The sequence below is a fragment of the Klebsiella spallanzanii genome (assembly GCF_902158555.1).
Classification (GTDB): domain Bacteria; phylum Pseudomonadota; class Gammaproteobacteria; order Enterobacterales; family Enterobacteriaceae; genus Klebsiella; species Klebsiella spallanzanii.
Genome location: NZ_CABGGS010000043.1, coordinates 76,345 through 88,584 on the forward strand (window position 1 = coordinate 76,345; position 12,240 = coordinate 88,584).

Below are 12,240 nucleotides of genomic sequence, written 5' to 3' on the forward strand. Positions count from 1 at the left end.
TCCCTTACCAGTTACGGAATCGAGCGGGTGGGTTGTACAGTCCGCCGGACCAGTCGACCAGGTCGCGGATACTCTTCGCCGCCAGCATCTGGCGGTTGGCGCGGCGTCTGTCGATGCCCAAATCTTCCGGTGTTTGCACAATACCGGCTTCGCGCAGCGCCTGGGTCTGCGCCGGGTCGGCGGCAAGGCCGATATCGGTGTAGCCCGCGACGGCGCGAATGGCCGCCATCCGCTGCTCCAGTCCTTCGCAACGGTGCAGGTGGGCGATACCCTCTTCGGTGAGTACGTGAGTGACGTCATCGGCGTAAACCATTACCGGCGGCAGGGCGAGACCGGCTTTTTCCGCCAGCTTCCAGGCGTCCAGTTTGTCGACGAAGGCAGGCTGGCGTTTCTCGCGGAAGGTCTCCTGCATCTGGACGACCAGGCGCTTGCCGCGCGGCATATCGCCAATGAGCTGCTGCTGAGTGGCGTTGAACTCTTCACCGCACTTGAGCCAGGACTGAGTAACGTGGCGGCGTCCTTTGGCATCGCAGCCCATATTCGGCGCGCCGCCAAAGCCGGAAACGCGGCTGGCGGTGGCGGTGCTGCTGTTGCCGTATTTGTCGATTTGCAGCGTGCCGCCGATAAACATATCCAGCGCATAGTGCCCGGCGGCCTGGGCAAAGGCGCGGTTAGAACGCAGAGTGCCGTCCTGGCCGATGTAAAATACGTCCGGGCGTTCAGCGACGTATTTTTCCATCCCCAGCTCGCCGCCGAAGCAGTGAACGGACTGGATCCAACCGCTCTCGATCGCCGGGATCAGCGTTGGATGAGGATTCAATACCATATGGGTACAGACTTTGCCCTTCAGCCCCAGTTCTTCGCCATAGGTTGGCAGCAGTAGTTCAATAGCCGAGGTAAAGAAGCCGATGCCGTGGTTGATACGCTCAACGCCGTATTCGGCATAGATACCTTTCAGCGCCATCATTGCCATCAGCACGTGGGTATCGGTTATTAGCGCGGGATCGCGGGTAAACAGCGGTTCAACGTAGAACGGACGAGGCGCTTCAATCACCGCGTTTACCCAGTCGCCGGGGATATCGACGCGCGGCACTTTATCGACGATCTTGTTGACCTGGGCGATAACGATCCCCTGGCGGAAGTGGGTCGCTTCGGCGATCACCGGCGTATCTTCGGTGTTGAATCCGGTATACAGGTTGCCGTCTTTATCGGCCTCAAAGGCGGTGATCAGCGACACCCGCGGGGTGAGATCGACAAAGTAGCGGCTAAATAGCTCCAGATAGGTGTGGATCGCGCCGAGCTTGATCTTACCCTGCTGGATAAGCTGCGCCAGGCGGCCATCCTGCGGCCCGGCGTAGGCGAAATCGAGCTTTTCGGCGATGCCTTTCTCGAACAGGTCGAGGTGCGTGCTGAGCGGTACGGACGACTGCACCATATGCAGGCCGGAGATTTTCTCCGGGTCGACTTTGCACAGACACTCGGCGAGAAAATCCGCCTGCTTTTGGTTGTTACCTTCAATGTTGACGCGATCGGCGCTACGGATCACCGCCTCCAGCGCGGCGACGGTATCTTTGGCGTCAATGATCTTCCCATCACGGAAATACGGGGCCAGAAGATTCAGGCGCTGTACCGTATCATCCTTAAGTTGATGCCAGTTGTGCTCTTTAAGCATGTGATGACTCCCTTATTTCAACAGGAATAACGTGGAGATAAAGATCCCGGTGGCGATAGCCGAGACGATCAGACCACTGACGCCTGCGCCCATCGCCAGCGGCAGAATGACGGCGTACGGGTTTTCGTGGCTAACTTCTTTCTGGGCGATTTTGGCGGTGGTGGGCAGGCAGGAAACGCCCGCGATACCGATCGCCGGGTTATAGCGCCCTTTTGAGATAAGCCAGATAAACCAGCCGCCAAGCAGTGCGCCAACGGCAGAGATAGCCAGCGCGCCGATACCCAGGATCAGGATGATGCCGACTTTTGGATCAAGAATGGTTTGTGCTTCGCACAGCGTACCCAACAGGAGGCCGAGAAACAGCGTCGCGGTGTAAGTCAGGGTAGATTCAAGGAGTTTCTGGAATGGCTCGATCTCTGCTTCTTTAATGGCGATCCCAAGGAAGAATGAGAGGATCAGTGGCGCAGCGACCGGCAGCAGCAGACACAGCAGCAGGCAGGCGCAAACGGTGAAGATGAATTTTGCCTTTTTCGATACCGTCGGATATTCAATATCCACTTCCATTCCGCGATATTTTTTGGGCACCATCAGGCGTACCAGGTACGGGTAGCCCGCATAGGTAAGGCTCAGGTACAGGTAGGCAATAATGGCAATAGGGACAAACAGATTCGGCGCGAGGATCAGTGAGGCAAACAGCACCATGGGGCCGTCGGCGCCGCCGATAGTCGCAATCGAGGCGGCTTCATTGGCCGGTAGGCCAAAGACTTCAATGCCCAGCAGCAGCGCGGCAAAGGTGCCCGCTTCGGCAAACAGCGCCACCACGATGCTGGCCCAGGGGCGGAGCAGAATAAAGCTGATGTCGCTCATCGCGCCGATGCCAAAGAAAACGATGCAGGCGATCAGGCCATTGCTAAAGGTTAAGTTGTAAACCGGCTGCAGAAAGTTAATCTGCATAATATTAACCAGGTCAGTTGGGTCACTGACCATCGGATCGAGAATCAAGGTTCCGGTTTGCCCGTCTGCGAGAAAAAGCACCCCAGCATTGACGGCAATCATACCTAAACCCATTGGTACCATGATCAGCGGTTCGAGTTTACGGCGAAACCCCATCCATGCCAGAACAAAGCCCAGAATGATTAATAGTATTCGCGCGATCGCTATTTTGGGGTCTTCAATAAAAAAGGTACCAATGCCCGAAAAGAGCTTAACAAAGATATCCATAAAATATATTCCTGATAACGCAAAAGTAGGGATGTGTTAATCGTCGGTGATGTTTAGCTTATTCATTAGTCTATTAACGCCGACAATTATCCCGACAACGGCAAACGAAATGACAATCGTCATGCCATAAGTTAATAATGTGTATAAATAAATACTCATATTTCTTCCTTTGTAGGATCCTCGTACTGTTGATAACAAAGAAAATACATGGCCAGGCTCAACGCTAATAAATCTGCCGACCCTCCGGGGCTAACCCATTTATCCAGACACCATGTATTAAATTCGCTAAGCTCATGTTCTATGCCTGGGTGGCTCATCCCTCCCAAACATACCAGGCGTTGCGCGCGCTGTTTCATTTCACCCAGCGCGCTGTGGCCAGCGCGTGAAAGTACGGTGGTATCATCACAATGGGCCATCAGCGCAAGCAGCGTATGAATCAGCGCTTCACGCCAGCCAAATCCCAGCGAGAGCGCCTGGCGCAGAGCGGGAAGTCCAATATTACAGACCAGCGGGAAGCCTTGTTCCGCCTCGCCGCGTACGCCCGTAATACCAAATTCCAGATACAGTTTTTCGCCATGCGTTTGCGCTGAACGATGAGCGAGTGCGGCGAAATCATTGTGGCAAAGATCGAGGCAAATTCCGGCAACGCACTGGCTTAATGATTCGCTGGAAAGCGGTTTTCCGCGGCCCAGAAGCCAGCCTGCTGCCGCCGATAAAATAGCTCCGGCAAAGAGAATACCGCGCTGGGTATTCACCTGATGGGTTGATTGCAGTAGCCTGCTCTCGTATTGAATGCCGATAAGACGTACTTTAGGAAATAAATCAGCCAGTGAGCCCTGGTGATATTCTCCAACCTGCGCACAGGCATGGAAGCAGGGGGCAATGGCCGAAGTACTGGTAATAAAAAGCCAGATATCCATATCGTCATGCGCACCTTGAGAATTTGGTGTCACCAGACCTGGTTTCGGCCAGGCGCAGACTTCCATTAATAGTGCCTTTAATAAGCACTCACCGATCCTTATTGTATTGACGGTTGGTTGGCCCATGGCGATTCTCTTTCTGCGCGTTCATTTATGAAAAATAAAACAAGAGAGAAAATAACATCGCTATTTTTAGAGAACAATTACGTCTGGGGTAACGTAATTACGCTTAACGTAACAAGAGGAGGGAAAAGCAACGATAAGAATGAGGGCGCTCACAGATTGTCATTTACGGCAAAAAAAATGCGGCGAAAATGCCGCATTGCTCACTATCCGAGAAGCTCTTCTTTCACCTGCATCGCCAAATCAAATGAATGCAGGCGCGCCTGATTATCGAAGATTTGGCCGTTGACCATGATTTCATCTGCCTGGGTTTCCCGCAGAATGGATTCCAGCCCGTGGCGGATTTTGGCTTTATCACCCACCAGCGACATGCTCAGCGCCTGCTGGACGCCATACTGTTCAGAGGCAGACCATAGCTGATGCATATTTTGTACCGGTGGCGGCAGCTGTCCTGCCTCGCCGCGGCGTAGTTTAACAAATGCCTGCTGCATTGAGGTAAACAGGAACTCCGCATCCCGGTCGCTATCGGCGGCAATGATGTTAATACACACCATAGCGTATGGCTTCTCTAACCGTTCTGACGGCTGGAAGTGGGTGCGATAGAGGTGCAGTGCCTGGAATAGCATATCCGGCGCGAAGTGTGAGGCGAAGGCAAACGGCAGGCCAAGCTGCGCCGCCAGCTGCGCACTGTACAGGCTGGAGCCGAGCAGCCAGACCGGGATTTTCTCGCCATAGCCGGGAACCGGGCGCACATGTGGGTTTGGGTCACGCGCGTCGAACCAATCTACCAGTTCCGCGACATCGCGCGGGAAGTTATCGACATCTCCGCTCATGTGGCGACGAAGAGCGCGCATGGTGGGCTGATCGCTCCCCGGTGCGCGGCCAAGGCCAAGATCGATTCGCCCAGGATAAAGCGTATTGAGCGTACCGAACTGCTCGGCAATCACCAGTGGGGAATGATTGGGCAGCATCACGCCGCCGGAACCCAGATGCAGAGTGGTGGTATTCGCGGCAAGATAGCCAATCAGCACTGAAGTCGCAGCGCTGGCGATACCGACCATATTATGGTGCTCTGCCAGCCAGTAGCGGTGATAGCCGCGTTTTTCCGCCAGCAGCGCCAGGTCTAAAGAGTGCGAGAAGGCTTCCTTCGCGGAAGATCCTTGCGGGATCGGCGCCAGATCGAGCACCGAGAACGAAACAGATTTGTCAGTCATAAAGGCTCACTTTGCTACAGCATAGTCATCAGATTGAAGGTCTTCTTCCAGCCTGGCGCATTCGCGATGCGCCAGCCAGAAAAGCTGCATCTTTAATAATGCATTAAAATCTGAGCACTGTTGTTAACAAAGTGAGCGGTATATCAGCTCTGTAATTCCAGCCCGGCGAGCCGCCGCCAGTAGCCGTTGCAGTCGCTATTTGCCGTCAACGGCAGCGGCGCTGCACCGTTTTCATTGGCGCGGAAGGCGTCCAGCATCGCGAATGTCTCGTTGCCCAGCGGCGACAGGCGAACCATATCGACCAGCCCGTTCATGGTGCTTAGCTCATTTCCGAGATTGTAGATGTAGCCGCTCATGGTCTGAATGCCGTTGAGGACGAACACCTGCTGATTTTCCTGCGAGAGCACGTCGCGCCCGTTGGGGTATTTGATGCAGCAGGTTTCGCACTCGTCTTTTGGCCGGTCTTCCGAGCGGGCGGTAAAGCAGCGGGCGGAGTAGGCCAGCGGCAGATGGCCGTAGCTCAGGACCTCCACCTCGAACTGGTTACGAATGCCCAGTTCGTCGCACTGGGTCAGTAAATTCGCCAGCCAGTCGCGGGAAAGCTCAACCGGCATGCACCAGCGCACCATGCCCTGTTTGAGCAGCAAACGCAGGGTGACGGCGTTATAGCAGTTGAGCGCATGACCGGCGACGAACGGCAGCTTGCGTTCAGCACACATATTGACGACGCCGAGATCGCTGGCTTCAATCAGAAATTCGCCGTTGTCGACATAGCGCTTCAGTTCGCCCAGTTCAGAGGACGCCTGCACCAGCGCGAGGGTGGAAAGCACCACCTGTTTACCGCTTCCCGCCAGCGCTTTTGCCATCTCGATCCAGTCGCCGACTTTGGTAGCACGACGTTTGCTGCACACCGCTTCGCCGAGATAAATCGTATCTGCGCTGCAGTTTGCCGCCTGCTGGTAAAAATCTTCCAGCGTCTCTTTTGGCCAGTAATAAAGCACAGGCCCTAATGAATATTTCATTGCTGTTCTCACTGCCATTTACGGTGATAGGCGCCAAGGGTGGTCTGCGTCCCTTCGGACATTGAGCCAAGAGTTTCCATCCACGCAGACTGCGGTACGAAGTTTTGCGGATCGGCTTTGCAGCGATCGATCGCCTGACGCCATACTTTCGCCACCTGAGTGACGTACGCCGGGCTGCGCTGACGGCCCTCAATTTTCACCGACGCAATATTGGCTGCCATCAGCTCCGGCAACAGTTCCAGCGTGTTCAGGCTGGTAGGCTCTTCCAGCGCGTGATAGCGCTCGCCATCTACCAGGTAACGGCCTTTGCACAGCGTCGGATAACCGGCGTTTTCGCCATCCTGATAACGGTCAATCAGCACTTCATTAAGGCGTGATTCCAGCCCCTGCGGCGTTTGCTGCCAGCGGACGAAACGCGCAGGCGAGCAGGCACCGACGGTATTCGGCGATTCACCGGTCAAGTATGAAGAGAGATAGCAGCGGCCTTCCGCCATGATGCACAGGCTGCCGAAGGCGAAGACCTCCAGCGGCACCGGCGTGGTGCGCGCCAGCTGTTTAACCTGATGAATCGACAGCACGCGCGGCAACACCACGCGAGCAACGTCAAAATTGCGATGATAAAAACGAACCGCCTCTTCATTGGTCGCTGATGCCTGGACGGAAACGTGGCGCTCAATATGCGGATAGCGCTCGGCGGCATATTCCAGCATCGCGATATCGGCGAGGATTAGCGCATCGGCCCCCAGTTGGGCTGCCATGTCGACCGCGCGCTGCCAGCGGGCATAACCATCAGGATGAGCAAAGGTGTTGATGGCGATATGCAGCTTGCGGCGGTGCTGGTGCACAAAGCTGACCGCTTCCTGTAGTTTCTTTTCGGTGAAATTAAGGCCGGCAAAGTGGCGGGCGTTAGTGTCATCTTTCAGCCCGATATAGACGGCATCGGCACCGTTTTCGATGGCCGCCTTAAGCGCCGGAAGGTTACCGGCTGGGCAGAGCAGCTCCATAATTTTTCCTGAAAAACGCGGCCTGTCAGGGACGCTGGATGGTTAATGAGCTGGGATTTTAGTTAACCTTCTGGTGACAATTTTTGATTTGAGGCAGTTAAAAGCGTATTGGCGGGATCAATACCAGGTACTCGACATCGTGATTTTGTTGATTTACGCCGCTATGTCGTTTATTTGATATGGCACAATAGAGGAACTATTGCATTCATGGAGTAAAGCTTGTGTTGGATAAACTGCGTTCCAAACTGGTTCAATTTGGCCCGTCAATGATGAGCGTGCCGGTTAAGTTGGCGCCTTTTGCCCTCAAGCGCCAGGTGCTGGAACAAGTATTAAGCTGGCAGTTTCGCCAGGCGCTGGCGGATGGGGAACTGGATTTTCTTGAGGGGCGCTGGTTAAGTATTAATGTGCGTGATATTGGCCTGCTGTGGTATACCTCAGTTGTGGATGGCCGCTTAGTGGTGAGCTCTGAGGCTGAAGCCGACGTCAGCTTTAGCGCTGATGCCAGCGACTTGCTGATGATTGCGGCGCGCAAGCAGGATCCGGATACGCTGTTCTTCCAGCGTCGCCTGGTTATCGAAGGCGATACCGAGCTGGGACTGTATGTAAAAAACCTGATGGATGCCATTGAGCTGGAGCAGATGCCTAAGGCGCTGCGTATTATGCTGCTGCAGCTGGCGGACTTTGTTGAAGCTGGCCTGAAAGGCCCGCAGAAACCTGAACAGACATCGGTAGGTGAGGCATGCTGATTCGAGTAGAGATTGGAATTGATGCACCGGGAATCGACGCGTTGTTGCGTCGCACCTTCGGCAGCGATGCGGAAGCCGATCTGGTGCACAGCCTACGTGAAGATGGCCTGATCACGCTGGGCGTGGTGGCGACGGATGACGAAGGCCAGGTTGTTGGCTATGTCGCTTTTAGCCCGGTTGCTGTTGAAGGTGAAGAACTACAGTGGGTCGGGCTGGCTCCGCTGGCGGTAGATGAAAGCTACCGCGGTCAGGGGATCGGGCGTCAGTTGGTCTATGAAGGGCTGGATTCGTTGAATGAATTTGGCTACGCCGCGGTTGTCACCCTTGGCGACCCGTCGCTGTATGGTCGTCTGGGCTTTGAACCTGCGGCGCATTTTGACCTGCGCTGCCGCTGGCCGGATACCGCCGAGACTTTCCAGGTCCATCGCCTGGCCGATGATGCGCTGGAAGGTGTGCACGGTTTAGTCGAGTATAGCGACCACTTCAATCGCTTCTGAGACCCTCCAGTAGAGTCTCAAACGAACCATCTCCGGCAACGAGGCGCTCTTTCTGGCGCTTCGTTAACTGCTTAATACGATACTCCAGCTTTAGCGCTAGTGAGTGTTCACCAACTTTTCGACTGAAAGCCAGCTGAAGCTCTCCTTTTCCCCGCAACGCTTTCGCTCCCTTGCCATCCTGGTGCTGGCAAAAACGGCGAGAAACATCGGTGGTAATCCCGGTATAGAGCCGATTATCGGCGGTACGAATCAGATAGAGAAACCAGCACACGGTACACAGGTCGCTATGTTAAGGTGTGAGCACCATAACATACTGGAGAGTAAAGATGGATACGCTCGCCGCTATCAGCCGCTGGCTGGGCAAGCAGCATGTCGTGACCTGGTGCGTCAGCCGCGATGACGAGCTGTGGTGCGCCAATGCCTTTTACGTTTTTGACCCGGAAACGGTCGCTTTTTATCTGCTCAGCGATGAAAAAACGCGCCATGGTCAAATGACCGGGGAACGCGCCAAAGTGGCTGGAACCGTTAACGGTCAGCCGAAAACCGTGGCGCTGATCCGCGGTGTACAGTTTAAAGGTGAAATTCGCCGCTTAGTGGGCGATGAAGCCGCGGCGATGCGCAAGCGCTACGTTAGCCGCTTCCCGGTTGCCCGCATGCTATCGGCGCCCGTCTGGGAAATTCGTCCCGATGAGCTTAAGTTCACCGACAACACGCTCGGCTTCGGTAAAAAGCTCCACTGGCTGCGTGATTCTCCAGGCCAGTAATCTCCGCTTTGACGTGCAGATCCCTCCGTTTACGACATACTTTTGCTAAGCCGTCCGCTGTTGAATGACAGCTTAGCTGAAGGAGGAATAATGACTCAGGTACTTATAACAGGGGCTACCGGGCTGGTTGGTGGGCACTTACTTCTAATGTTGATTCAGGAGCCGCGAATCACCGCGATAACTGCGCCAACCCGTCGTCCGCTAGCCGATGTGCAAGGAATTCTCAATCCGCACGATCCGCAATTAAGCGATGCGCTGGCGCAGGTTTTCGATCCGGTGGATATCGTTTTTTGCTGCCTGGGAACGACGCTGCGCGATGCGGGTAGTAAAGAGGCATTTATTCACGCTGATTATACACTGGTGGTCGATACGGCATTGACCGGTTTGCGCCTGGGGGCTAAGCATATGCTGGTGGTCAGCGCGATGGGGGCGGACCCGCACTCAATGTTTTTCTACAATCGCGTTAAGGGTGAAATGGAGCAGGCACTGCGTGCCCAGGCATGGCAGCGGCTGACCTTTGCCCGGCCCTCGATGTTGCTTGGGGAGCGCCAGAAGAAACGGGGTAATGAGGTCGTGCTGGCTCCGCTGTTTCGCCTGCTGCCGGGCAACTGGAAATCCATCGAGGCCCGCGACGTCGCGCGAGCGATGCTGACTGAAGCCCTCGCACCTTCGCAAGAAGGCATCACGGTACTGTCGTCGGCAAAACTACGTGAAATCGCTGCCCGCGAGGCGTAGTATTCAGCGCTTCAATTTATAAGCACACTTCTTGCTGGGGAATGCTATGGCTGGTCAGTCTTCTTCTCAGGCGGCATCACCGTTTCAATGGTGGAAGCCCGCGCTCTTTTTTCTCGTCGTTATCATCGGCCTGTGGTTCGTCAAATGGCAGCCTTACTATGGCAAAGCATTCACTGCCGCTGAGACGCACAGTATCGGTAAATCTATTCTGGCCGACGGCGATGCCAATCCGTTAACCGCAGCCTGGAACTATGCGCTGGTCTATTTTCTGGCGGTCTGGAAAGCGGCGGTATTGGGCGTGTTGCTTGGCTCGTTGATTCAGGTTTTGATTCCTCGCAACTGGCTGTTGCGTACGCTGGGGCAGTCGCGCTTTCGCGGTACGCTGCTGGGCGCGGTTTTCTCACTGCCAGGCATGATGTGTACCTGCTGTGCCGCGCCGGTGGCGGCGGGCATGCGTAAGCAGCAGGTCTCGATGGGCGGCGCGCTGGCATTCTGGCTGGGTAACCCGCTGCTCAATCCGGCGACCCTGGTATTTATGGGCTTTGTGCTGGGCTGGCAGTTTGCATTGATTCGGTTAGTCGCCGGGCTGGTGACGGTGCTGGTGGTGGCAACGCTGGTTCAGAAGTGGGTAAAAGAGGCGGCGACGCAGCCCTCGAAGGTACCTGAGTTGTCGATGGAAACGACGCAAGGTGGTTTTTTCAGCCGCTGGCTGCGTGCACTGTGGACGCTGTTCTGGAATACCATCCCGGTCTATATCCTGGCGGTGCTGGTGCTGGGAGCCGCCCGGGTGTGGCTATTCCCGCATGCCAATGGCGTGGTGGATAACACGCTGTTCTGGGTGATTGCCATGGCGATTGCGGGCTGCCTGTTTGTTATTCCGACGGCGGCGGAGATCCCTATCGTTCAGACCATGATGCTGGCGGGAATGGGCGTCGCGCCCGCGCTGGCGCTGCTCATCACGCTGCCTGCGGTTAGCGTACCGTCGCTGATTATGTTGCGCAAAGCGTTTCCGGCGAAAGCGCTGTGGCTGACCGGCGGACTGGTGGTGCTATGCGGCGCGGTGGTTGGGGGCGTCGCTTTATTCTGATGATCTTCCCGGGGGGCGGCGCGATGCGCCTGCCCGGGATATATCGCGTTTATTTGATATAGGTAAACGCGGTGGTGACACGAGACACGCCGCTTACCCGGCTGGCGATATCCGCCGCTGCGCGCCCTTCACGGTCGGTGACCAGACCCATCAGGAACACTTCGCTGTTTTCCGTGGTGACTTTCACATTGGAAGATTTCACCTGGTCGGTACCCAGCAGCTGGGAGCGGACTTTGGTGGTAATCCAGGTGTCTGAAGAGGCGGTACCTAAGCCGATGGGCTGGCCCTGGCGTACTTCGTTAAATACCTCCGTCGTGCCTTCTACGCCCATTGCGATTTGCTTCGCGCGCGCGGAAAGATCCGACGTTGGTGATTGCCCGGTCAGCAGAACTTTACCCTGGTACGCGGTAACGTTGATGCGGGCCTGTTTCTTAATCTGTTCATCTTTCGACAGGGCGCTGTTGACGCGTAGCTCCAGCGTGCTGTCATCAACCTGAGTCCCCACCGTACGTGGGTCGGTGGCGGCTTTAGTGCCGACAGCTGCCGTTCCGACTACCGCTGCAGCAACGCATCCCTGAAGCAGTAGCGCAGAAAGCAGAATGGCGAGGGGCGAGAGAGCCTTCATGTGTTCTCCTTAATCGTCCTGGTGTGGAAAAAGCGTGTTATCGATTAAATCGCACAGACAATTGACGGTGAGCATGTGCATTTCCTGAATTCGCGCACTGCGATGCGAAGGAATGCGGATTTCGACGTCCTGCTGCCCTAACAGGCCAGCCAGTTCACCGCCGTCATAACCGGTTAACGCCACGATAGTCATATCGCGGGTGACTGCCGCTTCCACGGCTTTCACGATATCCCGGCTATTGCCGCGCGTAGAAATCGCCAGCAGTACATCGCCAGCGTGTCCCAACGCACGTACCTGTTTGGCATAAATTTCGTCATGCAGGCGATCGTTGGCAATTGCGGTTAAGACCACATTATCGGTATTTAGTGCAATGGCGGGTAAACCAGGGCGCTCTGTTTCAAAACGATTGATCATGCTGGCAGCAAAATGCTGTGCGTTGGCGGCGGAGGTGCCATTACCACAACAGAGGATTTTGTTACCGTTCAGCAGCGACTGGACGAGCGTCATAGCCGCACGGGAGATGGCGTCCGGGAGTGCTTCCGCTGCTGCAATTTGGGTTTGAATGCTTTCGGTGAAGCAGGCTTTGATTCTGTCGAGCACGGGATCCCTT

General features: G+C 55.6%; 14 protein-coding genes. 5 read left to right on the forward strand and 9 right to left on the reverse strand.

Annotated features, from left to right (window positions below; genetic code table 11):
• Positions 1-4: 4 nt before the first annotated feature.
• The 6 genes from mdcA to ubiU form a co-directional block, all read right to left on the reverse strand.
• Positions 5-1,672, reverse strand: a complete 1,668-nt coding sequence (gene mdcA / locus FN082_RS20980) for a malonate decarboxylase subunit alpha (RefSeq protein ID WP_139540665.1) — start codon at positions 1,670-1,672, stop codon at positions 5-7.
• Positions 1,673-1,684: 12 nt separating this feature from the next.
• On the reverse strand, positions 1,685-2,893 hold the full coding sequence (madB, locus tag FN082_RS20985) for a Na+-transporting malonate decarboxylase, carboxybiotin decarboxylase subunit (protein ID WP_139540664.1): 1,209 nt from the start codon (positions 2,891-2,893) through the stop codon (positions 1,685-1,687).
• Positions 2,894-3,048: 155 nt separating this feature from the next.
• On the reverse strand, positions 3,049-3,939 hold the full coding sequence (locus tag FN082_RS20990; protein WP_142982296.1) for a triphosphoribosyl-dephospho-CoA synthase: 891 nt from the start codon (positions 3,937-3,939) through the stop codon (positions 3,049-3,051).
• A gap of 203 nt (positions 3,940-4,142) precedes the next feature.
• Complete coding sequence (locus FN082_RS20995; protein WP_139540662.1) at positions 4,143-5,150, reverse strand: luciferase-like monooxygenase; 1,008 nt, start codon at positions 5,148-5,150, stop codon at positions 4,143-4,145.
• Positions 5,151-5,293: 143 nt separating this feature from the next.
• Positions 5,294-6,172 (reverse strand): U32 family peptidase, encoded by an 879-nt coding sequence (locus tag FN082_RS21000; RefSeq protein ID WP_139540661.1) that lies wholly within the window; start codon positions 6,170-6,172, stop codon positions 5,294-5,296.
• A gap of 8 nt (positions 6,173-6,180) precedes the next feature.
• On the reverse strand, positions 6,181-7,176 hold the full coding sequence (gene ubiU, locus FN082_RS21005) for a ubiquinone anaerobic biosynthesis protein UbiU (RefSeq protein ID WP_142982297.1): 996 nt from the start codon (positions 7,174-7,176) through the stop codon (positions 6,181-6,183).
• 221 nt (positions 7,177-7,397) lie between these two features.
• Here ubiU and ubiT point away from each other — a divergent pair, with 221 nt between their 5' ends.
• Together ubiT and FN082_RS21015 are read left to right on the forward strand one after the other, a co-directional pair.
• Positions 7,398-7,922, forward strand: a complete 525-nt coding sequence (ubiT, locus tag FN082_RS21010) for a ubiquinone anaerobic biosynthesis accessory factor UbiT (protein WP_139540660.1) — start codon at positions 7,398-7,400, stop codon at positions 7,920-7,922.
• Complete coding sequence (locus tag FN082_RS21015) at positions 7,916-8,419, forward strand: GNAT family N-acetyltransferase (protein WP_139540659.1); 504 nt, start codon at positions 7,916-7,918, stop codon at positions 8,417-8,419. Before ubiT ends, FN082_RS21015 begins: the two co-directional genes overlap by 7 nt.
• Here the strand turns inward: FN082_RS21015 and FN082_RS21020 are convergent.
• Positions 8,406-8,699: a GIY-YIG nuclease family protein gene (locus FN082_RS21020; RefSeq protein ID WP_180349644.1), complete on the reverse strand. Its 294-nt coding sequence runs from the start codon at positions 8,697-8,699 to the stop codon at positions 8,406-8,408. The two genes, FN082_RS21015 and FN082_RS21020, sit on opposite strands and share 14 nt — an antisense overlap.
• Before the next feature lie 46 nt (positions 8,700-8,745).
• On the opposite strand from FN082_RS21020, the gene FN082_RS21025 reads away from it, so the two are divergent.
• The 3 genes from FN082_RS21025 (at position 8,746) to FN082_RS21035 (ending at position 11,005) form a co-directional block, all read left to right on the forward strand.
• The gene (locus FN082_RS21025; RefSeq protein WP_139540657.1) at positions 8,746-9,183 is read left to right on the forward strand and encodes a YhbP family protein; all 438 of its coding nucleotides are present in this window, start codon (positions 8,746-8,748) and stop codon (positions 9,181-9,183) included.
• A 90-nt stretch (positions 9,184-9,273) separates the two neighbouring features.
• On the forward strand, positions 9,274-9,918 hold the full coding sequence (locus FN082_RS21030; RefSeq protein ID WP_142982298.1) for an NAD(P)H-binding protein: 645 nt from the start codon (positions 9,274-9,276) through the stop codon (positions 9,916-9,918).
• Between the two features lie 46 nt (positions 9,919-9,964).
• Positions 9,965-11,005 carry a permease gene (locus tag FN082_RS21035; protein ID WP_142982299.1) on the forward strand — a complete coding sequence of 347 codons (1,041 nt, stop codon included), beginning with the start codon at positions 9,965-9,967 and terminating at the stop codon, positions 11,003-11,005.
• Between the two features lie 49 nt (positions 11,006-11,054).
• Here FN082_RS21035 and dolP read toward each other — a convergent pair whose 3' ends face one another.
• Both dolP and diaA read right to left on the reverse strand, forming a co-directional pair.
• Positions 11,055-11,630 (reverse strand): division/outer membrane stress-associated lipid-binding lipoprotein, encoded by a 576-nt coding sequence (gene dolP / locus FN082_RS21040; protein ID WP_064358306.1) that lies wholly within the window; start codon positions 11,628-11,630, stop codon positions 11,055-11,057.
• A 9-nt stretch (positions 11,631-11,639) separates the two neighbouring features.
• On the reverse strand, positions 11,640-12,230 hold the full coding sequence (diaA, locus tag FN082_RS21045) for a DnaA initiator-associating protein DiaA (RefSeq protein ID WP_002918211.1): 591 nt from the start codon (positions 12,228-12,230) through the stop codon (positions 11,640-11,642).
• Positions 12,231-12,240 lie beyond the last annotated feature (10 nt).

What these genes read in the sequence shown, in the direction of transcription:
- FN082_RS21030 (WP_142982298.1), top strand. Translation starts at nt 9,274, where the DNA reads ATGACTCAGGTACTTATAACAGGGGCTACCGGGCTGGTTGGTGGGCAC.
- FN082_RS20990 (WP_142982296.1), bottom strand. Translation starts at nt 3,939, where the DNA reads ATGGGCCAACCAACCGTCAATACAATAAGGATCGGTGAGTGCTTATTA.
- ubiU (WP_142982297.1), bottom strand. Translation starts at nt 7,176, where the DNA reads ATGGAGCTGCTCTGCCCAGCCGGTAACCTTCCGGCGCTTAAGGCGGCC.
- FN082_RS20995 (WP_139540662.1), bottom strand. Translation starts at nt 5,150, where the DNA reads ATGACTGACAAATCTGTTTCGTTCTCGGTGCTCGATCTGGCGCCGATC.
- FN082_RS21000 (WP_139540661.1), bottom strand. Translation starts at nt 6,172, where the DNA reads ATGAAATATTCATTAGGGCCTGTGCTTTATTACTGGCCAAAAGAGACG.
- madB (WP_139540664.1), bottom strand. Translation starts at nt 2,893, where the DNA reads ATGGATATCTTTGTTAAGCTCTTTTCGGGCATTGGTACCTTTTTTATT.
- dolP (WP_064358306.1), bottom strand. Translation starts at nt 11,630, where the DNA reads ATGAAGGCTCTCTCGCCCCTCGCCATTCTGCTTTCTGCGCTACTGCTT.
- FN082_RS21035 (WP_142982299.1), top strand. Translation starts at nt 9,965, where the DNA reads ATGGCTGGTCAGTCTTCTTCTCAGGCGGCATCACCGTTTCAATGGTGG.
- FN082_RS21015 (WP_139540659.1), top strand. Translation starts at nt 7,916, where the DNA reads ATGCTGATTCGAGTAGAGATTGGAATTGATGCACCGGGAATCGACGCG.
- FN082_RS21025 (WP_139540657.1), top strand. Translation starts at nt 8,746, where the DNA reads ATGGATACGCTCGCCGCTATCAGCCGCTGGCTGGGCAAGCAGCATGTC.
- mdcA (WP_139540665.1), bottom strand. Translation starts at nt 1,672, where the DNA reads ATGCTTAAAGAGCACAACTGGCATCAACTTAAGGATGATACGGTACAG.